Genomic DNA, 24,066 nt, shown 5'->3' with positions numbered 1-24,066 from the left:
CATACCGAATCATCTCCCTTATCTACAGTTTAAAACACTGTATAGGAAGACTCCAGTTTAATTAGGGGGCCTAAGAGGAAGTACAACAAATTCACTATTACACATCAGGAATCGATAAGTTGTTGTACTCCATACAACAATTTAGTCTTGATAAGACACATCTCACGTTTTTAATCAGATATTGTTGTATTCTGTACAACAATTCTGCTGAGCTATGTCGCTATTCGTTCATATTGTTGTATGAAATTGCAACATAGAACGTCTCATCGCTAGTCCGAGTAAAGCTCAGATCACAATTCTCCTATTTAGAATAAATAAACGTAGTAAACTTGAAACTTACATCGCCCGAGGAAGCTAGAATAGGTCTACAAGGCCCAATCGGCTCGGCAAAGCTATCGTAAGCGCAGAGCATCTAGCGACTTGTCGGTAAGCTCACTCCTAACACTCTTAAACTCGCAAACGCACTGAACGAAAAACGGAAGCTCCAGTTGCGAACTAGTGCCTCAATGGGCAGGCGCGAGGATAAACAGAGGGTATATGTGCGAAGGATTTTATTTCCATACACAGTGTGTTAGAGTATAGGCGGCAGTTAGTCCAACCAGACATACGAGATCATTCGAATTCATATGGATAGGATGGGACGCGAGGGGGAGATACGCGTGAAAATGGGTTGTGCGAGAAATGCAGCACTGGAATGGGTCGCGCAGCATGCCAGTCGGGAACCCTGGTTTCTAGGGGCATATTACAGCGGCTCCACCGTTGGTCTGCCAGATGATACGGAGCTGCCGGCAGCGAGTGATATCGACGTCGTGATCGTAACGACAGAGGCTGAGCCTCCGTTAAAGCTGGGGAAGTTCATCTATCGCGGCGCATTGATCGAAGTGACGTATCTATCCTGGAACCAGATCGCTTCCTACGAAGAGGTTCTGCGATCTTATCATCTAGCAGGCAGCTTTCGCGTGGACACGATCATTGCGGATCCAAGCGGGGAGCTCCACAAGTTGCAAGCGCTCGTGTCACGTCATTATGCGGAGAGGGTATGGGTTCGTCGCCGCTGCGAGAATGTGCGGGAGAAGATCGTGAGCGGGCTGCAGGCGATAGATGCTTCAACGCCGCTGCACGATCTGGTCACATCGTGGCTGTTCCCGACAGGCGTGACCACGCACATCCTGCTCGTAGCCGCGCTGCGGAACCCCACTGTGCGGCTTCGCTATCTTGCCGCGCGTGATGTGCTGATGGCGTATGGCCGCGCGGACTTCTACCCAGAGTTGCTGGAGCTGTTAGGCTGTGCGCATCTGTCGCCGCAGCGAGTCGAGCATCATCTCGACGGGCTCGCCCGAACGTTTGATGCCGCTGCAGCGGCGGCTAAGACGCCGTTCTTCTTCAGCAGCGACATCACGCCGGCGGCTCGTCCGATCGCGATTGACGGCAGCCGCGCACTCATCCGCGACGGATGCCATCGCGAGGCGGTATTCTGGATCGCCGCAACCTATGCGCGCTGCCATAAGATTCTGTCCGCCGACGCGCCGCCTGAGACGCTGCATTCACTCGCGCCGGTATTTGAGGACCTGATCGCCGATCTTGGAATTCCCACAATTGATGCGTTAACCCACCGAGCAAATGAGGTTATACAGTTTATGCCTAGATTGTGGGAGGTGGCGGAGGCTATTCTATCAGAGAACCCAGAGATAAAGGGGTAGTAGAGTGAGGGGGCGAGGAGTTGGCTGGGAATGTTGTATAAAGTGCAACATTTTCACCAACATTCCTCAGGAACGACTGAAATGTTGTATTTCATACAACAATTTAGTCGTGATAAGACACGTCTCACGTGTTTTTCTAGATATTGTTGTACTCTGTACAACAATTCTGCTGAGCTACACCGCTAACCGTTCATATTGTTGTATGAAATACAACATAGAAGTCTCATCGCTAATCCGAGCGAATTTCAGGTCATAGTTCTTGAGCTTCTCTCAATCCAATGCCATTTATCGAGACAATTTAGACACTCTCACATCGTCCACTATGAGACTGTTCACCTGTTCATGCTGCAGAAAGCTGAGGATGTCTGACACGTTGCCTGCGATCAGCAAGCCGTAAGCATTTACCCCATGCTCCTCCACATAATCCAGCTTTTGCCTGTACATCTCACCGGGAGTGTTTCCGTATTGTCCCATTGCAATCAAGAAGTCATCTCGACTTGAGAGATGCTTCAGCAACGACTTGAAATGCGCGGACATGTGCTCGCCGCTATATTCGATTCCGCCGTCTTTAGAACAATAGGAGAGCTCGAAGCAAGGATATTCATCAGCTGGAATCATATCCTGCTCTATTATAATACCGCTGCCTGTGGGATCGAACCCAGTCATCATCGATGAATGTCCCCGTTCGCCTGTACGTACGACAACCCATGGAATATAGATGTTCTCGTATCTGCGTATTAATGCCGCAAGTTCATCCATCGATAGGTCCTTCTTATAAGAAACATAAGCGGACACATAGCTGGACTGTGGCAGTTTAACCAACTCATTTACTTCATCCTGATAGTGATCCGGCTTCTGATATTCATACTTGCGGCCGGTCCCGTCATCAAAAGTAATCTCCATTTCCCCTGCGTCATAGAAGGCGTTTGTGTACGGCTTCCGATAGAAATTAGCAACTACATTCGGTATCTCTCCGCGAACGAGCTTATCGGTATACACATATGAGGAACGATTGGCGTAATTATCTTGATTGATACGGATATCATATTTCCCCATGCCAAGACTTTCTGCTACTGCTAGATTGGTACTGTATCCCGGAAAATGGAGCTCAGTTAATGTACTGACGTCTACGAAGAATTGCTGAGAACCGTATTGATTCTCGTAGCCTTCATTAGGGTTATAGAACATGCGGTCATACAGCTGCAACGCGATATATTGCACAGCTAATCCAGACAGGACGACAAGGATGACAGCCAGCGAGGTAATCTTAACAAACTTACGGTTAACCGCACGTTTTAGCCTAGTCGTATCAGGTAATGATTCAGAAACAACCTGAGCGTCCCGCTCGAACTGAGGAATCAGCTGCTCAGACATATATTCGTTGATGAGTTCATTCTTCTCCAGCTCCGCTTCAATATAAGCGATTTCTTCCTCGCTAGCTGTGCCTGCTCTATATCTAGCAAAGCTTTCTTTGAAATTCATAGTAGTTCCTCCTTCAGCAGATCTTTCAGTTTCTTGCGGGCGCGATACAGCGTCGTGCGAACTGCGCCGGCGGATACCCCCATCTGTTCAGCGATATCCTGTAACGAATAATCGAAGAAATAGTGCAGCAGTATACACTCACGATACGGATTCGCCAGTTGAATGATAGCTTTATAGATCGTTTTGCGCTGTTGACCGCGCAGATAAGAATCCAGAACATGACCATCATCCACGAAATGGTGTTCATTAAGCTCGACAGAAGGGTGACGGCAGGATTTGCGAATAAGATCGATATAGTTATGTTTACATACGCGGAACAGCCATTGTTTCATATGGGAAGGAGCAGTCTCGACGCTCATCAGCGCCTTATAGAAGGTGTCGCTAGTCAAGCTTTCTGCGATATGAACATCCATACAGAAGGATAGGGCATACAGATAAACGTCTCGATAATAGAGTTCATAGATATGTTCCAGCTCATCTGATCTCATGTTTATCCCCTTTCCGCTCATATAAGTAACGTTATTCCTATCAAAATGTCACACATATATATTTCTAATGCAAGGAAATGTTGTGAATTTAGTTTCGCATTATGTCATATACAAGTTTGTTTCCGACTTGAATGAAAATGATTCTCACAAACAGTGATTTATGCTATGATGATCTAAGTGAGAATGGCTATCATTACGGATGATGGTTATAAGGAGAGGATTGCTGCATGAAACATGAGCTTACAGCGGATCAGATCTCGGTCCGCTATGCCGATAAATGGATCTTTCAAGATCTCGAAATAACGATTCCGCAAGGTGAAATCACAGTGTTGGTTGGCAGCAATGGCTGCGGCAAGTCGACGCTGCTGCGCACGCTTGCGCGTCTCTTGAAGCCGGAAGCTGGCGCAGTGCTGCTGGACGGCAAGGATGTTCATCGCATGTCGGCCAGAGAAACGGCCAAGAAGATGGGGATTCTTCCCCAGTCGCCAATATCGCCGGAAGGCATTACCGTGCTGGATCTGGTGAAGCAGGGACGATATCCGCATCAATCCTGGCTGAAGCGCTGGTCTAGTGAGGATGCTCAGCATGTGGAACTAGCGATGAAGTCGACCAATATGCTTGATCTGCAGGATCGCACAGTTGACTCGCTGTCAGGCGGCCAACGCCAGCGCGCTTGGATCGCGATGACGCTTGCGCAGAATACGGACATCATCCTCCTTGATGAGCCGACGACTTATCTGGATATGACCCATCAGATCGAAGTGCTCGATCTCTTGTATGAGCTGAACGAATCGAAGCAGCGGACGATCGTTATGGTGCTGCATGATCTTAATCTTGCGGCCAGATATGCGCATAATATAGTCGCTGTCAAAGACGGCGCCGTCTTCGCCCAAGGGAAGCCGGAGGATGTGATCACCTGTGGGATGGTCAAAGCGGTGTTCGGCATGGAGTGTCAGGTTGCAAGCGATCCTATCTTCGGCACACCTCACTGCATTCCTTATGGCCGAGGCCGCTGCATCATCCCTGAAATGAGAGCGAACTCCAGTGCTTAGGTTGACGGACGAACAGGTCGCAGTAATTCAGCGATTTCATATACGAGCGGTAGACCCTGATCATTTCGGGAGCGAATCCGTGGTGATGACAGTTCAACAGGCTTTGACAGAGGAAGGAAGCTCACATCTGCTGACGATGGTGAAGCAAGCGATGCAGGCGCCGACGAATGCCGTAGCGGCTTCGATCTGGACTCGGCGATACGGCTTCATGCTTGCAGGATTGCTTGGACTGTACAGCACACAGAACATTCGTTTCGTCGGAGAACTTGCAGATATCGGAATGGTTGCCGAGGGAACAGCGATGTCATTTACAGTACCAAGAGACGCTTTCGTTGAAGATCGTGAGATCGAACGTTCAGAGGCTCTGCGCCAGCTGCTGGATCGTTACGGACATCCGGTGGTGAACAGCATGAATCGCTCTGGCGGCATTTCCAGACTGATTCTATGGGAAAATGTATGGGGATATGTACTGTGGATGTACACGCAGTTGATGGGGGAACAATCCAGTCGAGAGCAGGCCGAAGAGGACATGGGACTCCTGTTGCAGGACGAGCTCTGGAAGCCGAACCTCGCTCGCTCCCCGTTCAAGCGCTGCTTGAATGGACAAGCTCCGATGGATTCTATGCAAGCTTATAAGCGAGTCACCTGCTGTCTGTATAAGGAGCTCCCTGATACGAATAAATGCCCATATTGTCCCCATGCGCAGAAATGAAATCATACAATCGTGAATCACGGGCGCAGGTATATGTATTTCATGCAGTTATTTTGCTCGCAAAGCACTAATAAGGGACAAATAACTGCACAAGCTGCAGTTATTTTCGAAGTGATATGATGAAGTTGGTCTGTCTGCGTTAATTAGCTGCATCATATGCAGTTACCATCCTGCATCTAGTGACCTAGAGTAAATGAACTGTACATTATGCATCAAATGGAGAATGCGAGAGTGATCCAGATTACCATATTGCGCAATATCGAAATTAAGGCAGCTGTTTAAGAGGAGATCTTAAACAGCTGCCTATTTGCTTCTATCATCGAATTCGTTAACACAGGTATCGGATCTACCTCATAATCTGGCCGCGAATCTCACCGTTAGGATGCTGAATCGTATGGGCGTTTACATAGGCATTACCGTTATTCATCTCACGAACTAAGTCACGAATCGTCATTCCTTGCAGCGGCCCCACTAGATCCTGATTCGTAATCACACCGCGAATAACCCCTCTGCGCGTAGAAATACCAAACTTGGTAGGTCCAAATAAAAAGACGACTACAGGACCGTTCTGACCTCTTCTTCCCAAATGAATATGCGCTACCGTCATACGAGTGATGTCTCGAACGACAAGCCGGAAGCTTATGCGGTTGCTGTTCGTTTGGAACACAGCGTTTCCGGTCGAGATTGTTCTTACAGGCGGTACCTCTTGGCGCCCAGTTAAAGTAGCTCTAAAGGTTGCGATCTTGATCCACTCCTCGAATATAAGGTTACTTAGACTTATGCCAGCATAATCGAAGTGGATTGTGCGGCAGCCCATCAATATCGAGAAGTGGAACGATATATTTTCCTGCATTAATTATCGAATATCAATAATAAAATAATGATAAATAATAAAATATTATTGACCAACAATCTTCTGTGAGTTATTATACCCTTAACTGAGGAGGTGTTCTCTCATAGAATCAGTGACAGAGAAGAAGAGAAACGAGATACGATACTTACAAAACTTTTTATATTTCGTGTATCATCAGGCCTTATCTTGTATTTTTCCAGTAGTCATATTCGCAACACTTGCCTTATCCGAGATGATTTCAATACCTGGATTATATCGATACGATTTGATCTTAATAATCTGCCTCTTAACCCAATATGTGATGTATAAAACGAAATTAGAAACAGCGGACGAACTCAAGGTGATTTGTGTGTTCCACCTTATTGGACTGCTGCTTGAAATATATAAGGTGCATTTCGGTTCATGGGCATATCCGGAGGAAGCTTTGACTAAAGTTTTTGGTGTCCCTTTATATAGCGGGTTTATGTATGCAAGTGTTGCTAGCTATATTTGTCAGGCGTGGCGCCGATTCGACTTAAAGATGCATAACTGGCCCAAATCGATCTTCAGCATACCACTTGGGGTGGCCATCTATTTAAACTTTTTTACCCATCACTTTATTAATGATTTTCGTTGGTTTCTGACATTCCTATTATTTATTGTGTTCTCTCGCACTTTTGTACAATTTACAGTACGTCAATCGACTTATAAAATGCCACTGACTGTCTCATTTTTCTTGATCGGCTTTTTTATATGGATAGCTGAAAATATCGCTACTTTCTTCGGCGCGTGGCAATATCCAGATCAAAGTAATGCTTGGAGACTTGTACACATAAGTAAAATCAGTTCGTGGTTCTTGCTCGTAGTCATAAGCATCATGATTGTCACACAGCTCAAGCACAAAAAATTAGCTATGAACATTTCCAACCTTAAAAAAGAAGTTGAGTATTGAACTGTGCCCTGCGCTTCCCAGTGATAAGGAATCCATATCAATCAGATAGAAAGTTCAACATGTGGCCGATCCATGCATTTGGTAAACTTACTTTATGTGGAATATGGGGGGGTTACAACTTGACTATAAATCGGATATCTGAACGATTCAAGAATTTCGCGAATAAGGAGTGCAGGGGTTCGAGCGAGTTGTATGAGCATTTGTCGAATTATATTGCTTATGACGAACAGCTGCTGCAGCTTGCGGCTCATGCCCGTGTTGGCCAACCTGTTCCGAATCTATTGCTGGGGGCGGTTCACTATCTCTTGTTAAAAGGCTATAAGCATGAGCTGCGGGAGTACTATGGAAGCGTCGTATCTAATCCAAGAGAATGTCGTTCTGTGTTCCCACATTTCAAAGACTTCTGTACACAGTATAGCCATGAGTTGATATCCATTCTGCAATCAAGGCTTGTACAGACGAACGAAGTTAGACGATGCGCCTACTTATACCCTAGCTTCTGCACGATCTACAACATCACGCATAAGCCGCTCGCATTAATTGAGATCGGAACTAGCGCTGGTCTTCAGCTGATGTGGGATCAATACAGTTACTCCTACCATTCAGATGAAGTGTATGGAAATGAGCAGTCGGAGCTGCATATGCAATCCATTATTCAAGGTGAGCGAACACCGCATCTTCTAAAGAAAAGTCCGCCTGTGACCAGCAGAATCGGCCTAGATCTGCACGTGAATGACTTGAATAACCCGGACGATTATCTATGGCTGAGGGCGCTGATATGGCCTGAACATCAGGAACGGAATGCGAATCTGGAGCTGGCTAGCCGCTATATCAAGAAAGGGAACTTGGAGCTAATAGAAGGCGATGGCGTGAAGTTGCTCCCGGCAATTGCATCGAGAATCCCCGAGGAACATACATTATGCGTATTCCATACCCATGTCGCGAATCAGATCCCGCATGACGCGAAGCTCGAATTGATGCAGACGATTCAGAGATTGGGTGCAGAGAGAGACGTGTTTCATCTTTACAATAATATGTGGGATGCCAATCTCCACCTGGATTACTACATAGACGGGGTTGAAGTTCAGCATACGATTGCGGAAACGGAAGGACATGGCAGTTGGTTCACATGGAAAATGTAGTATATGAAAGGGAGCGGGGTCTTGTAAAGTACAAGTATATCTGAAGTTTACCATTACAATGGCGCTGACTTTGCTATGATGACAATAGACAGGCGAAGGAGGGTTTTAACATGCTAAATGTAATGGAAGTCGCAGATACGCTTGTGAATCATATCAAGTCCCATTATTCGGAGGATGTCGCGCTTGTCGCGTATTATGGATCGTATGTTCATGGTACGGCGACGAAGCGATCAGATCTAGACTTCTTCTTCATTCCAGCGACATCTCGTGGTTATGAAGCTAGCATTCAGTTTGTGTTAGAAGACATCAGCTTTGACTTCTGGCCGATCAGCTGGGAGCGGGCGGAGAGGATGGCGTTATTCCAAGAGCCGATGACGTCGATCATTGCGGATTGTGTCATTTTATACGTGCGTTCTGATTCAGACCTCGAGCGATTCAACAAGCTGCGCACGACGATTGGGAAGATACCTCAACAAGGCTTGAAGCTGGTGGAGAAGGCTGAGGAACGGCTGCGTGATGCCTATGTTCATCTATATAAATTAAACCGCATGAACCCCAAGGACAACCTGACGCTCTGCCGCATAGAAGCGCACGGAGCGATGACGAATGTTCTCAACAGTCTTGCCTTGCTAAATGGAACTTATTTTACAAAAGGATGGGGGAAGAACTCGGCGCAAATCTTGAGCTTTCCCTTACAACCGGCTCATCTGGAAGGGCTTATGGATACCATTATGAGCTCACAGTCGAGTATTGAAATACGGGATGCGTGTGAGCAGTTGACGCAGAATACGCTTGCATTGCTGCTGCAGCAGAAAGAAACGTATACGACGGAGCCTTCTTATCCCGACAGAATGAACGGAATCTATGAAGAGTTCAAAGGGATGCTCGATAAGGTGCTGACTGCCTGCGAGGCAAACGATCATAGCACAGCCTACCATGGATCGATCATCGCTCAGGAAGAGATCGCTCGCTTCTTATATTTTGCGGAAAATGGTTATTGGTCAAGTGAACTGGATCCGAGCTTAGCTTATCAAGCTGTTTATCGTAGAGCAGGGCTGCCTGATCTGGTCGCGCTCCTCGATCCGCAGCAGCTAGCGCCGCTGAATGAGGCAGTGAAGGAACTGGATTCCCTTCTCGAGATTTATCTCCGCGAGCACGGGGTGAACATACATCGCTTTCAGGATCTGGCGCAATTCGCAGCATTTCTGGAGCAGAGTAAATGATAAATACAGCCGCTGTCACATCAAGTTATCGGAATTCGATAGCCTGAAGCGATAGCGGCTGTTCTATTGCATGAGTACTATTTTAATGTGTTTGTCAGTTCTTCGCGGAATTCGGGTTTGACCATAACCTCATTGAAAAATGAGTTCAGACGCTGAATGATCTTATTGTAGTCAGTTGGCTTTACATCGTTCATGAACATGGCGATCTCTATCCGATTGCCGTTCTTATCCTCAGCGTAGAGAGCGTTGTTCAGTATATACTGCGTGTACCCTCCGATATTTCCCATATGGGTAAATGTTTCTTGATTCGTTGGATTCTGCATGGCGATCTCCAAGATAGCCTCGAGATGCTTCTTAGCTTCAGCGGAGAAATAATCGCTGCCATTGAGCTTCTCCAGAATGATCACATATTCCGCTGTAGTGCCCCCACCCATTCGGTCTGAATTGATTCGGTCCAGATCCGTGTTGTACCAATCCTCCAATTTGCTGGCTTCGAGATAGGAACCGCTGTTGTCATTTTTAAGATGCTGATGCACGGTTTCGGATAATGCAGCGAACTCTTCGTTTGTCATGCTGCGTATCTGTTCTGTAACGGCGTCCAGTTGTGCCTTATCCGTTAGATCAGCATTGCTGCCGGCAAGCTCGTAAGGAATAAGTACGCTGGAGTTGAAATAGTACAGCGGGCTAAAGTTCGTCAGTCCCAGCTTGGTGATATTCTCATTGATCTTATCCAGACCGAGGCGATCCACCAAATATTCCATGTTTGTATTGGAGCCGTACAGGATCATGCCCTTAGCCACTTCTTCCAGAGAAATAGCTTCGTCCTTAACCAAGTTGTTGGAACGCATGCTTTTGATCCAAGCTTCTTGGGCGCCGCCATCGAACTTAGGAATGTAGTAGCGGTTGAGATCCGATATTTTCACGTATTCATCGGATGAGATAATTCCTTCTGATGCCTGCTCAGCATATTCAATGGCTACGAGAACATGAGCAGCGCTGGCGAGTGGCATGATTCGATCAGCGTTATAGTCTACCAGCGTATCATCGTTGTACTTGATGCTGAGCGAGACTTTATCGGGATTCTTATTGATATAATCCACGACATAATCGGTATTCGTTGAAGTTAGATTCGTAACTAAGAACCAAACGACCGCGATACATACGAGCAAGATACCGCTCAAGATATACAGCCTTTTCTTTTTCATGATGGTTGTCTCCTTATATGTTCATGCTTCTTATTATAGACATTCACCGCATGTTTCTCACAGTGGAATTAACTGTTAGCGGTCTGCAGCGGGTGGTTGGGATGCTTGCAGCACCGCCGCTGCGGGCGAGAGTGGTGATTGCGCTGCGCCGCAGGCTTGCATGTGGGCAGGGAGCGAAAGCGAGGGGAACCCGCGTAACCGCGGCGGCGTTGGCTTGCATGCTAGCAAGGGGGCGAAGGCGGGGATTCCCCGGTAATGCACCGCCGCCCTGCATGCTGGCTGGCAAGGAGCTGTAAGCGGGTATTTCCCCGTTAGGGGTGCATGGATGGCGGAGTTTCCGCGCTGTAACGGGGAAAAACCGCGTTAACGCGGCGCGCCAGCTTCGCATGCATGCTGGCAAGGAGCTGTAAGCGGTGTTTTCCCCGACAATCATTGAATCCAGCCGCCGATCCTTCAAGGACGAAGTTGAGGTGTACTGCAACGATAAACGAGTCGTCAAGTCGATGATGACAGCGAGAGTGGTTGGTCCATCCTAATTTACGGTCGCAACCGCAACCTTAACCTCCGATCGTTCGTTCTAGAACATAAAGGAGGGTGCGTATATGAAAAAGATAATGGGTCTATTTCTAATCTTCCTGTTCCTGATGCCTGCTGCCTATACATCCGCTCTATCCTGTGTGGGGCCGATACCAATTGAAGAGGCGTATGAGAAGTATAGCGCTGTTGTGATTGCGACTGTTGAGGATATGAAGCAAGGGAATCACAACAATAAGTTTACGCTGAATGTATCCAAGAGCTTCAAAGGAATTGATGAGCGTGAAGTCGTGATGTATGAGGATGCGACTTGGGGAACAAGTCAGGTCGGAGAAGAGTACCTGTTCTTTTTAAACCGTAATGACGACGATTGGGAGAATCCACTCTGCTCTCCAACTGTCAGTACGGCTAACGCTTCTAAACAGATGGAGTTCCTTCAAGATAAAGAGAACTTGATCAAGAGCGGGAATGTACCGTCTGAAACCGCTGCTGGTACTGGTACCAGCCAGACTCCTAATCAATCGAGTGCCTATGATTGGACCACGCTCACCATTACCGCAGTATGCATTGCTATCGTCATTTTAATTGGAATCGTACTCTACCGAAAGCTTCTGAAAAATAATAAATAGTATTCATTTATCGAAGAAGGACATTTTATTGTATTCTATAGAAGAGATACGATAAGATGTCCTTTAACTATCATTCTTCTCTCATTTCCGGGGAAATAGTACAGCATACTCTATTAATCGTAAGATATTGTCGCAGATCTATTATAACGTAGGGATAATCATCCGATTGGAAAATGGGGAGTGAGTGTGTACCATGTCAATACTGCCAGACCGTGTACTGGAATGGGTTATCGAATCCGTTGATCCTGAAGCCACGATTCAGTCGATTCATCGCATGCAAGGCGGTATATCGTCTATTGTGTGCAGCATTTCGCTGCGAATGAAGCACGCGGATAGGGAAGTTGTCTTGCGATTGTTTGATAATGCGGAATGGGTGCGGAATGAGCCGGATCTGGCTTGGCATGAAGCCGAAAGTCTGCGTTTAGCGTCACTTGTGGATGCTGAGACCCCGCAAATCATTGCGTTCGATGAGGACGGAAGCAAGTGCGGAATGCCCGCTGTGCTCATGACCAAGCTGAATGGATCAGTTGTGCTTACTCCGCCTGATATGGAGACATGGCTGAATGGCTTAGCGCGATCCCTTGTACAGATTCATAAGGCAAGTGCTGATGGATTTCCATGGAAATATCGAAGCTATATGGATCTGGCTTCATTTGAATTCCCGGCATGGTCCGATTATCCAGAACAGTGGGGCAAAGTTATCGACATTGCCAAGGGACCGCATCCGTCTGCAAAGCAATGCTTCATACATAGAGACTATCACCCGACCAATGTGCTGTGGGCCGATGGCCAAGTCAGCGGCATTGTCGATTGGGTCAATTCGTGCCAAGGACCCGCCGGTATCGATATCGGCCACTGCAGATGGAATATCGCCATGCTGTATGGCGTAGAAACGGCAGACGCATTCCTGTCGGCATATGAACGATTGGCTGGATCGGAGTTCAGCTATGATCCTTACTGGGATATCAAATCTTTGATGGACGTGCAGTTCGGGCCGCCGGAGGTTTACCCTGGATGGACAGCGCTAGGGTTTGAAGGGTTAACCAACGAGCTGATGAAAGAACGCACAGACAGTTACATGCTAAGCCTGCTTGAGCGGGCGGCGACATGAAGAGAAATAGCCTGCTCTGTTCATGATTGAAGAGAGCAGGCTATTTGCTATGTATATAATCCTTTATAGTCCCGCTTGCTCCTGCAAGAAATGAAGCGTCTTGCGAATATGCTTGTCACCAGTGTAATGGCCATTAAACGGATATATCTCGATACGCTTGTCTGAATTGATCCGATTGTAGGCAGCGAATACGGCTTCAGGCGCGCAGACCGTATCCTTGAATCCGACGCTTACCAGAACAGGTATGGATATGCGGCTCGCTAGATTCATATTGTCGAAATAACTTAAGGTATGCAGCACCTGATTCAGCTGGTCTGGATATCTTGCTACATAATCCGCTGCTTCTGTAATAGAGCCTGTCGTATTAAATATAGCCCAGTCCATATGGCACATATTCGGCACATCCGCTACCGCAAAGGCATGTCGGCAACCGATTGCACTTACAGCCAGCGCCAGTCCGCCGCCTTGACTTCCGCCAATAACGCCAATCCGTGAGGAATCAACCTCTGGCTGCTCGCGCACCCAATCGATGGCGCGAATGGCATCGGTAATGATCACTTTGTAATAACATTCGTACGGATTACGAATTCCCTTCGTGATCCAGCCTCTCGTCATTCCTCCATGCAGCGGGGTAAGGTCGCCGGTGTCACCGGCTTGTCCGCGAATATCGATGGAGAATACGGCGAAGCCCGCTAGGAGATATGCAGCATGATGCTCCGGCAGTCCTTTGCTGCCTGTGTAGCCATGATACAGGACAACGCATGGATAAGATTGTTGGTTATGCCATGCCGGAACGAGATAATCACCATGAATAGGCGTCCCGTCATTGCCTTGATAGGTGACGCTGTAGGCTTTCACGCCAAGCAAAGGGGTATCCACTTGCTCCCTGGTGCCTTCCAATGGAATGGTGCGCGTCTCTTGCAGAACAGCGGACCAGAAGGTGTCGAGGTCGGTCGGTTCAGTCAGATCAGGCACATATTGCTGCAAGTCATTAATCTTGCGATCAATAAAGTTCATCTAGTAAGCCTCCTTTTCCATATTTTTTATAGTAACACCTTGGTGGGTGATTCACCATGAAATAGTAGATCAGTATTGTGAATTTAATAATATCGGGGTAATAAAGAAGCAGCCTACCCATACGGGGATAGGCTGCTCGGTCACTTACATCAGCGGAGCAAATACGCGCATGATAGAGCGTGCAAAACGGGTATGCCACTTGACCTCTTTGCAGGCTTCCAATGTAATCTGCTGACAATTATCCAGTGTTGCAAGGAAGTCCTCCTTCATCGCTAACACGGTGCTCGATCGGTACAGCCATGTCGCACATTCGAAGTGCAGATATAGACTGCGATAATCCAGATTAATCGTACCGATGATGGCAAGCTCATCGTCAACAACGAAGCTCTTCGCATGGATAAAGCCTGGCGTGTATTCGTATATCGTAACGCCATTCTCGATCAGTGTCGGATAATAAGCGCGCGTTACCATGTGTACATACCATTTATCCGGAATATGCGGTGTTACGATGCGAACATCAATACCGCTCTTGGCTGCTAAGCACAGCGCCGTTACCGTTTCGTTATCCACGATGAGGTATGGGGTATTAATGTAGATGTAGTCTTTAGCCCGGTTGATCATGTTGATGTACACATTCTCGCCGACGACTTCATCGTCTAGAGGACTATCCCCATATGGCATTACGTATCCGTCGCTGGAGAAGCTAGACGTATGATAATGATGGGGTCTGTATTCCTCGTAATCCTCATCGGTATCGTTCAGGAAATCCCACATTGTTAAAAACATCACGGTGAAGTTCCATACCGCCTCACCCTTTAGCATAATCGCTGTATCTTTCCAATGCCCGAAGCGGACATACGCATTGATGTATTCATCCGCCAGATTAATCCCGCCAGTAAAGGCCGTGTGGCCGTCAATGACGATGATCTTGCGGTGATCGCGATTGTTGAGTCTCGTAGTCAGAACCGGGATAAACGGATTGAACACCTTGCACTTGATCCCGTATTTCTCAAGCTGCTTGTCATAATTATAGGGCAACGTCTTTAGACATCCTACATCGTCGTAAATGATGCGAACGTCGACACCTTGTTTCACTTTCTCAATCAAGATGTCAAGAATACTGTTCCACATCAAGCCTTCCTGAATAATGAAGTACTCTAGAAAGATATAGTGCTCTGCCTTCAGAAGCTCCTCTTTCAAGCGCTCGAACTTGATTTCACCAGACGAAAGAAACTCGGAGGTCGTATTCTTATAGATCGGATAAGACGATGCGGAATGAATGTAAGTCGCTTGTTTCGCAACGCTCTTATCCAACGCGATGATCTCATCCATTACTTCTTGATCCTGCTGTATAACATGCATGGTTTTATGGTATATACTGCTCATCCTGCGCGCCATGCGTTTGCTGATCTTCTTATTGCCGAACATCAGATAGAATAGTCCGCCAAACACAGGAAAGAGTAAGATAGGGATAATCCAAGCCAGCTTATAAGCAGGATTGGACTTGTTATTAACGATCCACAATACGACCATTAAGCTGATCACCACAAACGCAAAGTAGAAGTAAACGAAATAACTGCTGAATTTCCAAATAATCACTAAAAGTACAACCAATTGAATAGCTAACAGCGTGCCGACGATGACCATTCGATTAAGAAGCGATTTAACAATGTTATTCATGAATCAACCTCATTCTGTATGTAATGTTACAGTCTAATGTTGTGAGGACATGGCTTGAATGGTGCAACAGGCATAGTATTTGCCATGAACAAGCAAATTAATGTCCAACTTGTAAATCCCGCATATCTTGGCAATACCAATCCATTATAAGCGATGCCCACTGTCTATATAAAAGTAAATTCGGATGTAAAGCAAGAAATAGAGGAGAAAGTCGATAATTATTCGAAAATGGGTCGGTGCAGCGTACAGGAACGCGTCTCTCAATAGGCTTCATGCTATAATACGGTCATAATGAAGGAACTATAAGGAGGCAGGGCTTTGAATACGAAGAGTAAAGCGCTGTGCATCGGTCCGCCGAGATTTGCAATCGCGGTGCATGCGCTCGTGTGGTTAACGCAAAGTGAATGTAAATGTTCAAGCGCGGCAATAGCAGAGCAAGTGAAATCACATGCCGCCTTTTTGCGCAGGGTGTTGGCTCAGCTGGCGAATGCGGGGATCGTCGATGCGAAGGAAGGCCGGGACGGCGGGTATACTTTGAAGATAGCACCTGATCAGATTATGTTGGCGGACGTGTATCTGGCGATGAAGAATGACTGCGCAGAATCTGCAGTGGAAATGGATTGCGGTGAAGCGGGCAAACAGCTCGATCTGATGTTAGATAAAATAATGCTTGAAGCCGAGCGGCAAACGATTGAATATTTGCGGCAATTCAGCATAGCGGACCTGATGAGAACGGAAGATTCAGTCGAATTTTAACTGTTACTTGTGTAGTATCAGTTAATGAAATATAATAAGCTTATTACTTAATTTCCGATATGGAGGTTTAGACATGAATATAGAAGTATGGTCAGATTATGCTTGTCCATTTTGCTATATAGGTAAGCGCCGCTTAGAAACGGCATTGCAGCAGTTCGCTCACAAGGATCAGATTAATGTGGTCTATCGCAGCTTTGAATTGGATCCGAATGCGCCTAAGGATACGGATCAAGATGTGCACGCCATGCTCGCAGCTAAGTATGGCATGAGTCTGGAGCAGGCGAAGGCGAACGGCAGACAAGTTACACAGTCTGCAGCAGGTGAAGGCCTGGAGTATCACCTGGATGAGTTGATCTTGACGAACACATTCGACGCTCATCGTCTTATGTACTATGGTATGGCTAACGGCAAGGGTAAGGAGACGGTTGAAGCCTTATTTAAGGCTTACTTTACGGATTCGAAGCATCTGGGCGATCACTCTACACTGGTGGCCATTGCGCAAGAAGCAGGGCTTGATCCTGAAGCGGCTGCTGCCGTATTGGCAAGTGATGCTTATACTCAAGAGGTACGCGCGGATGAGCGCGAAGCAAGCAACATAGGTGTTCAAGGTGTACCGTTCTTCGTCATTGACCGCAAGTATGCCGTATCTGGAGCACAGCCGGCGCATATGTTCTTGGAAGTGCTTGAGAAGGCATGGCATGAAGCGAATCCGATCACGGTTATGAATACAGCCTCTGGAGACGGCGGCGTATGCACGGATGGCGCATGTATGATCGACGATAAGAAATAATAGCATTTATGCGAGTGAATAAGACCGATCTTCTGGATGAAGATCGGTCTTTCATTTTAATTTTGCTTATTTTAGTGTTGACTATATACCCTATGGGGTATATTATAATTGAAGGGGATAAGAATCCAGAGCAGATAAGGTAGTAGGGTATAAGGAGGAGCGATATGAACTACATGAACATACTAATCCTTGCACTATTGGTTGGCTTCATCGTGTATCGCATGCTGCCGACCAAGGGAGTGAAGCAGATCACGACTGCTGATCTGAAGCAGGAGCTGAAGGACAAGAGCAAGCAATTCGTGGATGTCCGTACACCGGGAGAATTCAAGTCCGGCCATATCAATGGATTCAAGAACATTCCGCTTAACGAGCTTGGCTCGAAGGCGTCGACGCAGCTGTCGAAGGATGCTGAAGTGGTCGTGATCTGTCAGAGCGGGATGAGAAGCAACAAAGCGTGTAAGACCTTGAAGAAGCTGGGATATGAGAATGTCACGAACGTAAAAGGCGGCATGAGCGCTTGGTCGTAATCACTAAAAAATTTTAACCTAATATATACTATAGGGGGTATGTGATAATGGCAGTAATTCCAATGACAGCGCATGATGTAGCGATGAAGGTGATCAACAAAGCAGACTTGTTCATCTTGGACGTTCGCCAAGAAGCGGATTTCAACGATTGGAAGATTGAAGGCGTGAATATCAGTCATCTCAACATTCCTTATTTCGAACTGTTGGACGGAGTAGAAGGCATTATAGATCAGCTTCCACAGGATAAAGAAGTGCTCGTGGTTTGCGCGAAAGAGGGCTCTTCGATTATGGTAGCGGACATGCTTGCTGAGCAGGGGATGGAAGTGTCCTATCTTGTGGGCGGTATGAGGGCATGGAGCGAGCATCTGGTGCCTATTAAGGCTGGCGACCTGACGAACGGCGGCGAGCTGTATCAATTTGTGCGTATCGGTAAAGGGTGTCTATCTTATATGATCATCTCCGATGGAGAAGCAGCGATCATTGATGCGACCCGTATGGCAGATGAATTTATCCAGTTTGCAAATGAGAAGGGCGCTGTGATCAAGCATGTATTCGACACCCATCTTCATGCGGATCATATCTCGGGCGGACGGAAGATTGCTGAACTTACAGATGCGATGTACTGGCTGCCGCCAAAAGATGCGGGTGAAGTTGTATTTGAATATAAAGCGCTGGAAGACGGCGTTGCAGTGAAGATTGGCCATACGACGATTGATATTCACGCGATATATTCACCGGGACATACGATTGGATCCACATCCTTTATCGTCGACCAGAAATACCTGATGTCCGGTGATATTCTGTTCATCGACTCGATCGGCAGACCAGACTTGGCTGGCTTGGCTGAGGACTGGGTAGGCGATCTAAGAGATACGCTGTACAAACGCTACAGAGAGCTGTCCTCGGAATTGATCGTGATGCCTGCTCATTTCATGATCATGGAGGAGCTCAATGAGGACGGCAGCGTCTCCAAGAAGCTAGGCACCTTGTTTGCCGAGAACCATGGCCTGAATATTGAGGATGAGGAAGAGTTCATCGATTTGGTGACGAATCATTTGCCGCCGCAGCCACATGCTTATCAAGAGATTCGCAAGACGAATATGGGCAGAATGACGCCGACTGAGGATGAGCAGCGAGAGATGGAGATCGGCCCGAACCGCTGTGCGGTTCGCTAAGAAATTGTACGATTATAACACAATACTAACTCGTTATACGAATGAAAAGGAGAACATCACTGATGAATGCAGATCAAGTATTAGATGCTAAGGGAATCGCATGTCCAATGCCGATTGTACGTACGAAGAAAGCGATCGAGACTATGGAGTCCGGTCAAGTGCTCGAAGTTCAAACTACGGATAAAGGCTCGAAGAATGACATTACAGCATGGTGTGCTTCCAGCAAGCATGAATTAGTTGATGCAGTTGAAGAAAACGGTGTGTTTAAGTTCTGGATTAAGAAATCGTGAAGCTGTCGTAAGGATTAGGAAGTGCGAATTCTCTGCATTGCAGCGCGGGATAAACATACAGAGAGGGCTTGACGACGATTCAATAGCGAAGTATATTATTTATATACCTATAGGGGTATAAGTATATGGAGGTGGCTGCGATTTGAACAGCAAACAGTGGCAAGACATAATGCCGGATGAAGCTAAACTTTTATTAAATAACAAGGATGTACACTTTGTTGATGTTAGAGAAGTCGATGAATATGAAGAAGGCCATATCCCTAATATTACGAATATTCCATTGAGCGAATTCGCAGAACGTGTGCATGAATTGGATAAAGATACACCGCTTGTCATGGTGTGCAGAAGCGGCAACCGCAGCGGGAGAGCGTGTGATTATCTCATTTCTGAAAGCTACAGCAATGTGAAGAATCTCGTCGGCGGGATGATGAGCTGGGATGGAGAAGTCGAATAAGCAGCCGCATAGCATAACATATGATCAACTGGAGCGGTCAGCATTTACGGATAAGGAGACTGAAGGAATGGAAGCTAATATTGTCGTGGATACGAAGGGAATGGCATGTCCAATGCCGATCGTAAAGGCCAAGAAAGCGCTGGATTCGTTGGAATCCGGTCAAGTTATGGAGGTTCAGTCCACCGATAAGGGGTCGCTCAATGACTTTACAGCTTGGATCAAGCAATCGAGCCATGAATGGATCGGTCATGAAGAGGACAATGGTGTGTATAAATTTTACGTGAGAAAGAAGTAGTTAAGCATGGACAGTAGCCCAAGAGACATCTTGGACTACTGTTCTTGTATGTGGCGAAATGTTATGAAATATGAGAGTATGGATATTGTGCTTATTCATCCTTGTACTCGATCCGTACACCGAGATGATAATAGGATTCTTCTCTATAGTGCCCGTGTGGGCAGCTTTTGACGGTGACGACAGGGTCATGCTCGCTCTGTAAAGGCTGCTTGCACTGAGGGCAGTGGGGCTGCAGCATCTTTTTAATGAAGGTCAACATCGCTTATCAACCTTTTCCCATTTATTTACTTGGAATTAATTATAAATGCAATTTCAGTTCGTGTATAGCGTATTATCGCCAATAATCAATCGAAAGAATCACTTTATCCGTTAAGGATCGGTGTTAAATTCATATAAGAATATTATTATTGCACAGCACGACAAGGAGGTAACTATGGATGCGTTATTGTATGTGGTAATGCTGGCACTTGGATTAGTCGGTTCCTTCTTCTCCGGTCTGTTGGGAATCGGCGGAGCTATTATAAATTATCCTTTGCTGCTGTTCGTCCCATCAGCGCTGGGTCTGGCGCATTTTACTGCACAGGAAGTATCGACTATTAGTATGTTTCAGGTGTTCTTTGCATCATTAGCAGGTGTATCTACCTATCGGAAGAAGCCGGAGACTGCGGCGTTAATCGATAAGGGACTTGTAACTTATATGGGGTCAAGCATCTTAGTTGGGAGCTTGATTGGCGGCGTAAGCTCTAAATATCTGCCGAACGAAACCATTAATCTGGTGTATGGGATACTGGCGGTTATCGCGGTGATCCTGATGCTGATCCCGAACAAAGGGAAGCAGCAAGAAGCGGGGGCTCCTGTAACCTTTAACAAGGCGATTGCGATGGGGTCTGCATTTGTCGTAGGTATCGTTTCGGGTATTGTTGGCGCTGGCGGAGCGTTCATCCTGATTCCAATCATGTTGACTGTACTGCACATTCCAACAAGAACGACCATTGCTTCCTCCTTAGCTATCGTATTCATCTCCGCTATAGGCGGTGTCATTGGGAAGATAACCGCAGGTCATATATTAGTCGTTCCCATCCTGTTTACGGTGATCGGCAGCGTGATCGGGGCACCTATCGGCTCCAAGGTCAGCGGGAAGATCGACGTTAAGGTATTGAGATATGGATTGGTCCTCCTCATATCAGCATCAGCGATTAAGATCTGGCTAGATATATTGGGATAACGAGTCATCATCATATTCATATGAGCTAGTAGCAGTTGATCCGTTTCAAATAAATCAGGGTTGATCGGATCTATTTTTTAACCTATTATATACCCATACATGTATATGTAAATATAAAACAAAGAGGTGTCCGCAGTTGGAGAACCAACGTGAAAAGACGACGATCGTATTGTTCAGCGGTGATCTGGATAAAGCCATTGCCGCATTTATTATAGCTAACGGGGCCGCAGCCTATGACCATGATGTAACCATCTTCTTCACCTTCTGGGGATTGAATACGATGCGCAAGGATGAAGTCGTTAAAGTGGAGAAAGGCTGGCTTGAGAAAATGTTTGGCTGGATGATGCCTCGCGGAGCGAACAAATTAGGCTTGTCCAAGATGCAGATGATGGGCATGGGCCCGCAAATGATCAAGCATGTCATGAAGAAGCACAATGCGCTGTCTCTGCCGCAGCTGATTGAACTGGCGCAAGAACAAGGCGTTAAACTAGTTGCTTGTACCATGACCATGGACCTGCTGGGTCTGAAGCAAGAGGAACTGATAGATGGCATGGAGTATGCGGGCGTGGCGGCATATTTGGGAGATGCGAATCAGGCAAAAGTAAACTTGTTTATTTAAGCTTATTCTTGGCGGCTTTTTTGATTATAATATACCTATGTTGGTATATGGGGGAAAGGCGTGAAGAGATATGGGTTACACTTATTCAGATGATACGAAGAAACGGTTAAAGCGTATCGAAGGACAAGTTCGCGGTGTCCTGCGATTAATGGAAGAACAGAAATCCTGCAAAGATGTTGTCAGTCAACTTTCCGCTGTTCGGAATGCTGCGGATAAAGCAATCGCTCAGATAGTCGCTGAGAACTTGCAATCATGCATCTTAGAAGAACAAGAAGCCGGCAGAGATTCCAACCAGGTCGTGCAGGAAGCTATACAGCTATTGGTGAAGAGCCGCTAATACGCTCAAAGAGAATAGTATGATTTATTGCGCTGACGATAGGTGGATGATTCTTTATAGTCATATAAGAGTCAAAAATTTACACTTAAAGGAGGCGCGATATTGTATGGAATTTCATTATACCGTAGAGTCAGAAAAATCGATTGAAGATGCGATCCGGGATATCGGTATAAATCTGTGTAAGCATAAGTTCAGCATACTGTGGCAAATGAATATTCCAGAGAAGCTGCAGTATAAAGGGGTCAATGCGTACAAGAATCCGTATCGTGTACTGGAAGTATGCAATCCGCAAGAATCCGCTGATGCGCTAAAGCATAACGAATTAGCGGGATATTTCATGCCGACGAAGATAACCGTCTATAAGAGCGGGAAACAGACAATGATCGGGCTTCCTAGGCCATCTACTCTCGTTAGTATGATCAACGATCCAGAGCTCACGCATACAGCGGAACGAATTGAACAAATGCTGATCGAGGTCATCGAGCAGTCGAAATAATAAATGTTGCAACACAGCAGTGTAGGGGGATAGCTCTAGCTGCTGTTTTTTTATGTGCGGGCAAGACGGGAGGAGTCGGTTCCAGCCTGGGGTGGATATTGTTTTATGAAGATAAAGCATTAGACTCACGCGGCGGCGTTCAACGGGCAGGATAGCTCATTAATTTCACGAATACTCTATAAATGGATATATTTACAAAGTTCGTAAATAAGACGTTAGACGAAATCAGTGAAAAAATATAAGACCTAATAAAAAGGAGAAACTGAGTTTATGGATTTTGATAACCTTATCAACAGAATAAACAGTACATATCACTTAAATATTCAACATATAGAACTTCATCGAGAGATGATCGGTAAAGTATATATATTACATAATAGGAGAAACAAGTATGTGCTAAAAATATACCGAAGTTTCAAAACGGATGACGCACTGCAGACGGTTCAAATACTCGATTATTTAAATACAAATTCATTTCCGTCGGTTTCTATTATTCGTACGGAGCAAAATGATAGTCATATCATATTTAGTCAGCAAGATGGTTGCTGTGCAGGAATATTATATGATTATGTTGAGGGAACGACGCCTGACGGCATGGTTGAGACGGAAAGCATTGGAGAACAGGTCGGTGAACTTCATAATTTAATGGCAGGATATCCCTATAGGCTTACCAACAGAACGAAGATTGAGTATATCGACGACTATATCTCTATTATGAGAGAATTAGATTTTGAGTCAGGAAAAATCCTTGAACTTGAGCAGTATGGCAATGAATTATGGGAACGAATAACAAAGTTACCCAAAAGTTTTTGTCATGGTGACCTTCATACAGGAAATATGATTAGAAACAGTCGAGGAGACTATGTTCTCCTAGATTTTGATGAAGCTTCTGGCGATTATCCGAGTATGGATGTTGCGTATATGTCTGACGATACCAACTTTAATCAATTTCATGAATCCATGTATGATAAATCTAGGCGTTTGCACGAACGATTTTATTCCGGCTATAGTAAAGTACGCACATTGAGCGACAATGAGTTTCATGCTGTTTTTGATTTTATTGCAATAAGGCATTTTCAAATCATTTCAAGAATAGTACGGTGTCAAGGATTGCAATGTATATCTAATGAATTTTGTGAAGAACAATACGGTTGGCTCACGAAGTGGAAGGAGCTTTGTATAAAGAAACAATTTTAAACTTATTCTATATCCATCAAGATAAAGTCAAGTACTATTGAAAGTTTCTCGAGGAAGTCGCTGACATCCGATAAACCAGCTAATCAAAGTCAAGATTCAACAGGTATAAGATTTCAGAACTCCAAAGAATACAGACTTAAATAAGC

28 protein-coding genes are annotated in these 24,066 nt (G+C 46.0%); 22 read left to right on the top strand and 6 right to left on the bottom strand.

All coding sequences use genetic code 11. The annotated features are described in order from the left end of the window. Nucleotides 1-665: 665 nt before the first annotated feature. Nucleotides 666-1,700, top strand: coding sequence for a hypothetical protein (locus AC3WTP_RS23095; protein WP_492396972.1), 1,035 nt, complete (start codon nucleotides 666-668; stop codon nucleotides 1,698-1,700). A 285-nt stretch (nucleotides 1,701-1,985) separates the two neighbouring features. On the opposite strand, the gene AC3WTP_RS23090 is transcribed toward AC3WTP_RS23095, so the two are convergent. Both AC3WTP_RS23090 and AC3WTP_RS23085 read right to left on the bottom strand, forming a co-directional pair. Beyond that, nucleotides 1,986-3,182: an anti sigma factor C-terminal domain-containing protein gene (locus tag AC3WTP_RS23090; protein ID WP_492396968.1), complete on the bottom strand. Its 1,197-nt coding sequence runs from the start codon at nucleotides 3,180-3,182 to the stop codon at nucleotides 1,986-1,988. Continuing rightward, nucleotides 3,179-3,670 (bottom strand): RNA polymerase sigma factor, encoded by a 492-nt coding sequence (locus AC3WTP_RS23085; protein WP_492396967.1) that lies wholly within the window; start codon nucleotides 3,668-3,670, stop codon nucleotides 3,179-3,181. Before AC3WTP_RS23085 ends, AC3WTP_RS23090 begins: the two co-directional genes overlap by 4 nt. Before the next feature lie 227 nt (nucleotides 3,671-3,897). Here AC3WTP_RS23085 and AC3WTP_RS23080 point away from each other — a divergent pair, with 227 nt between their 5' ends. Both AC3WTP_RS23080 and AC3WTP_RS23075 read left to right on the top strand, forming a co-directional pair. Then, entirely contained in the window at nucleotides 3,898-4,722 is an 825-nt protein-coding gene (locus tag AC3WTP_RS23080) for an ABC transporter ATP-binding protein (RefSeq protein ID WP_492396966.1), read from the top strand. A gap of 85 nt (nucleotides 4,723-4,807) precedes the next feature. Next, nucleotides 4,808-5,434, top strand: coding sequence for an IucA/IucC family C-terminal-domain containing protein (locus AC3WTP_RS23075; RefSeq protein WP_492396965.1), 627 nt, complete (start codon nucleotides 4,808-4,810; stop codon nucleotides 5,432-5,434). A gap of 346 nt (nucleotides 5,435-5,780) precedes the next feature. On the opposite strand, the gene AC3WTP_RS23070 is transcribed toward AC3WTP_RS23075, so the two are convergent. After that, a complete protein-coding gene (locus AC3WTP_RS23070; protein ID WP_492396971.1) occupies nucleotides 5,781-6,176 on the bottom strand; it encodes a CHRD domain-containing protein in 396 nt (131 codons plus the stop codon). Nucleotides 6,177-6,423: 247 nt separating this feature from the next. On the opposite strand from AC3WTP_RS23070, the gene AC3WTP_RS23065 reads away from it, so the two are divergent. The 3 genes from AC3WTP_RS23065 to AC3WTP_RS23055 all read left to right on the top strand — a co-directional run bounded on the left by AC3WTP_RS23065 (nucleotide 6,424) and on the right by AC3WTP_RS23055 (nucleotide 9,583). Beyond that, nucleotides 6,424-7,218 (top strand): DUF817 domain-containing protein, encoded by a 795-nt coding sequence (locus AC3WTP_RS23065; RefSeq protein WP_492396970.1) that lies wholly within the window; start codon nucleotides 6,424-6,426, stop codon nucleotides 7,216-7,218. Nucleotides 7,219-7,277: 59 nt separating this feature from the next. Then, complete coding sequence (locus tag AC3WTP_RS23060; RefSeq protein ID WP_492396964.1) at nucleotides 7,278-8,360, top strand: DUF2332 domain-containing protein; 1,083 nt, start codon at nucleotides 7,278-7,280, stop codon at nucleotides 8,358-8,360. Between the two features lie 110 nt (nucleotides 8,361-8,470). Continuing rightward, entirely contained in the window at nucleotides 8,471-9,583 is a 1,113-nt protein-coding gene (locus AC3WTP_RS23055) for a kanamycin nucleotidyltransferase C-terminal domain-containing protein (protein WP_492396963.1), read from the top strand. 77 nt (nucleotides 9,584-9,660) lie between these two features. Here AC3WTP_RS23055 and AC3WTP_RS23050 read toward each other — a convergent pair whose 3' ends face one another. Beyond that, entirely contained in the window at nucleotides 9,661-10,788 is a 1,128-nt protein-coding gene (locus tag AC3WTP_RS23050; RefSeq protein ID WP_492396962.1) for a serine hydrolase, read from the bottom strand. 17 nt (nucleotides 10,789-10,805) lie between these two features. Between AC3WTP_RS23050 and AC3WTP_RS23045 the strand changes: the two genes are divergently transcribed. From AC3WTP_RS23045 to AC3WTP_RS23030, 4 genes are all read left to right on the top strand, one after another. Next, on the top strand, nucleotides 10,806-11,084 hold the full coding sequence (locus tag AC3WTP_RS23045; protein ID WP_492396961.1) for a hypothetical protein: 279 nt from the start codon (nucleotides 10,806-10,808) through the stop codon (nucleotides 11,082-11,084). 117 nt (nucleotides 11,085-11,201) lie between these two features. After that, nucleotides 11,202-11,324: a hypothetical protein gene (locus AC3WTP_RS23040; protein WP_492396960.1), complete on the top strand. Its 123-nt coding sequence runs from the start codon at nucleotides 11,202-11,204 to the stop codon at nucleotides 11,322-11,324. Between the two features lie 66 nt (nucleotides 11,325-11,390). Continuing rightward, complete coding sequence (locus AC3WTP_RS23035) at nucleotides 11,391-11,951, top strand: hypothetical protein (RefSeq protein ID WP_492396959.1); 561 nt, start codon at nucleotides 11,391-11,393, stop codon at nucleotides 11,949-11,951. 193 nt (nucleotides 11,952-12,144) lie between these two features. Next, complete coding sequence (locus AC3WTP_RS23030) at nucleotides 12,145-13,062, top strand: phosphotransferase family protein (protein WP_492396958.1); 918 nt, start codon at nucleotides 12,145-12,147, stop codon at nucleotides 13,060-13,062. Nucleotides 13,063-13,125: 63 nt separating this feature from the next. Here AC3WTP_RS23030 and AC3WTP_RS23025 read toward each other — a convergent pair whose 3' ends face one another. Both AC3WTP_RS23025 and cls read right to left on the bottom strand, forming a co-directional pair. After that, nucleotides 13,126-14,079: an acetylxylan esterase gene (locus AC3WTP_RS23025; RefSeq protein ID WP_492396957.1), complete on the bottom strand. Its 954-nt coding sequence runs from the start codon at nucleotides 14,077-14,079 to the stop codon at nucleotides 13,126-13,128. 144 nt (nucleotides 14,080-14,223) lie between these two features. Then, entirely contained in the window at nucleotides 14,224-15,759 is a 1,536-nt protein-coding gene (gene cls / locus AC3WTP_RS23020; protein ID WP_492396956.1) for a cardiolipin synthase, read from the bottom strand. A 318-nt stretch (nucleotides 15,760-16,077) separates the two neighbouring features. Here cls and AC3WTP_RS23015 point away from each other — a divergent pair, with 318 nt between their 5' ends. The 12 genes from AC3WTP_RS23015 (at nucleotide 16,078) to AC3WTP_RS22960 (ending at nucleotide 23,920) form a co-directional block, all read left to right on the top strand. Then, nucleotides 16,078-16,515, top strand: a complete 438-nt coding sequence (locus AC3WTP_RS23015; protein ID WP_492396955.1) for an RrF2 family transcriptional regulator — start codon at nucleotides 16,078-16,080, stop codon at nucleotides 16,513-16,515. Nucleotides 16,516-16,588: 73 nt separating this feature from the next. Then, nucleotides 16,589-17,305, top strand: coding sequence for a DsbA family oxidoreductase (locus AC3WTP_RS23010; RefSeq protein ID WP_492396954.1), 717 nt, complete (start codon nucleotides 16,589-16,591; stop codon nucleotides 17,303-17,305). Between the two features lie 164 nt (nucleotides 17,306-17,469). Further along, complete coding sequence (locus AC3WTP_RS23005; RefSeq protein WP_492396953.1) at nucleotides 17,470-17,832, top strand: rhodanese-like domain-containing protein; 363 nt, start codon at nucleotides 17,470-17,472, stop codon at nucleotides 17,830-17,832. 47 nt (nucleotides 17,833-17,879) lie between these two features. Beyond that, nucleotides 17,880-19,007 (top strand): MBL fold metallo-hydrolase, encoded by a 1,128-nt coding sequence (locus AC3WTP_RS23000; RefSeq protein ID WP_492396952.1) that lies wholly within the window; start codon nucleotides 17,880-17,882, stop codon nucleotides 19,005-19,007. Nucleotides 19,008-19,069: 62 nt separating this feature from the next. Beyond that, nucleotides 19,070-19,297, top strand: a complete 228-nt coding sequence (locus tag AC3WTP_RS22995; RefSeq protein ID WP_492396951.1) for a sulfurtransferase TusA family protein — start codon at nucleotides 19,070-19,072, stop codon at nucleotides 19,295-19,297. Between the two features lie 142 nt (nucleotides 19,298-19,439). Next, nucleotides 19,440-19,751, top strand: a complete 312-nt coding sequence (locus AC3WTP_RS22990; protein WP_492396950.1) for a rhodanese-like domain-containing protein — start codon at nucleotides 19,440-19,442, stop codon at nucleotides 19,749-19,751. 67 nt (nucleotides 19,752-19,818) lie between these two features. Continuing rightward, nucleotides 19,819-20,046 carry a sulfurtransferase TusA family protein gene (locus AC3WTP_RS22985; protein WP_492396969.1) on the top strand — a complete coding sequence of 76 codons (228 nt, stop codon included), beginning with the start codon at nucleotides 19,819-19,821 and terminating at the stop codon, nucleotides 20,044-20,046. 433 nt (nucleotides 20,047-20,479) lie between these two features. Continuing rightward, the gene (locus tag AC3WTP_RS22980) at nucleotides 20,480-21,271 is read left to right on the top strand and encodes a sulfite exporter TauE/SafE family protein (RefSeq protein ID WP_492396949.1); all 792 of its coding nucleotides are present in this window, start codon (nucleotides 20,480-20,482) and stop codon (nucleotides 21,269-21,271) included. Nucleotides 21,272-21,407: 136 nt separating this feature from the next. Next, a complete protein-coding gene (locus AC3WTP_RS22975) occupies nucleotides 21,408-21,890 on the top strand; it encodes a DsrE/DsrF/DrsH-like family protein (protein ID WP_458567614.1) in 483 nt (160 codons plus the stop codon). Between the two features lie 70 nt (nucleotides 21,891-21,960). After that, on the top strand, nucleotides 21,961-22,227 hold the full coding sequence (locus AC3WTP_RS22970; protein ID WP_458567613.1) for a metal-sensitive transcriptional regulator: 267 nt from the start codon (nucleotides 21,961-21,963) through the stop codon (nucleotides 22,225-22,227). A gap of 106 nt (nucleotides 22,228-22,333) precedes the next feature. Next, nucleotides 22,334-22,723 (top strand): DUF302 domain-containing protein, encoded by a 390-nt coding sequence (locus AC3WTP_RS22965; RefSeq protein ID WP_492396948.1) that lies wholly within the window; start codon nucleotides 22,334-22,336, stop codon nucleotides 22,721-22,723. A 270-nt stretch (nucleotides 22,724-22,993) separates the two neighbouring features. Then, entirely contained in the window at nucleotides 22,994-23,920 is a 927-nt protein-coding gene (locus AC3WTP_RS22960; protein WP_492396947.1) for a phosphotransferase, read from the top strand. The last annotated feature ends 146 nt before the right edge of the window (nucleotides 23,921-24,066 follow it).

Source organism: Paenibacillus sp. EB106-04-04-XG159 (genome assembly GCF_058791835.1).
The sequence above is the reverse complement of the archived record's forward strand: the minus strand, read 5'-3'. Positions and strand labels throughout refer to the sequence as shown.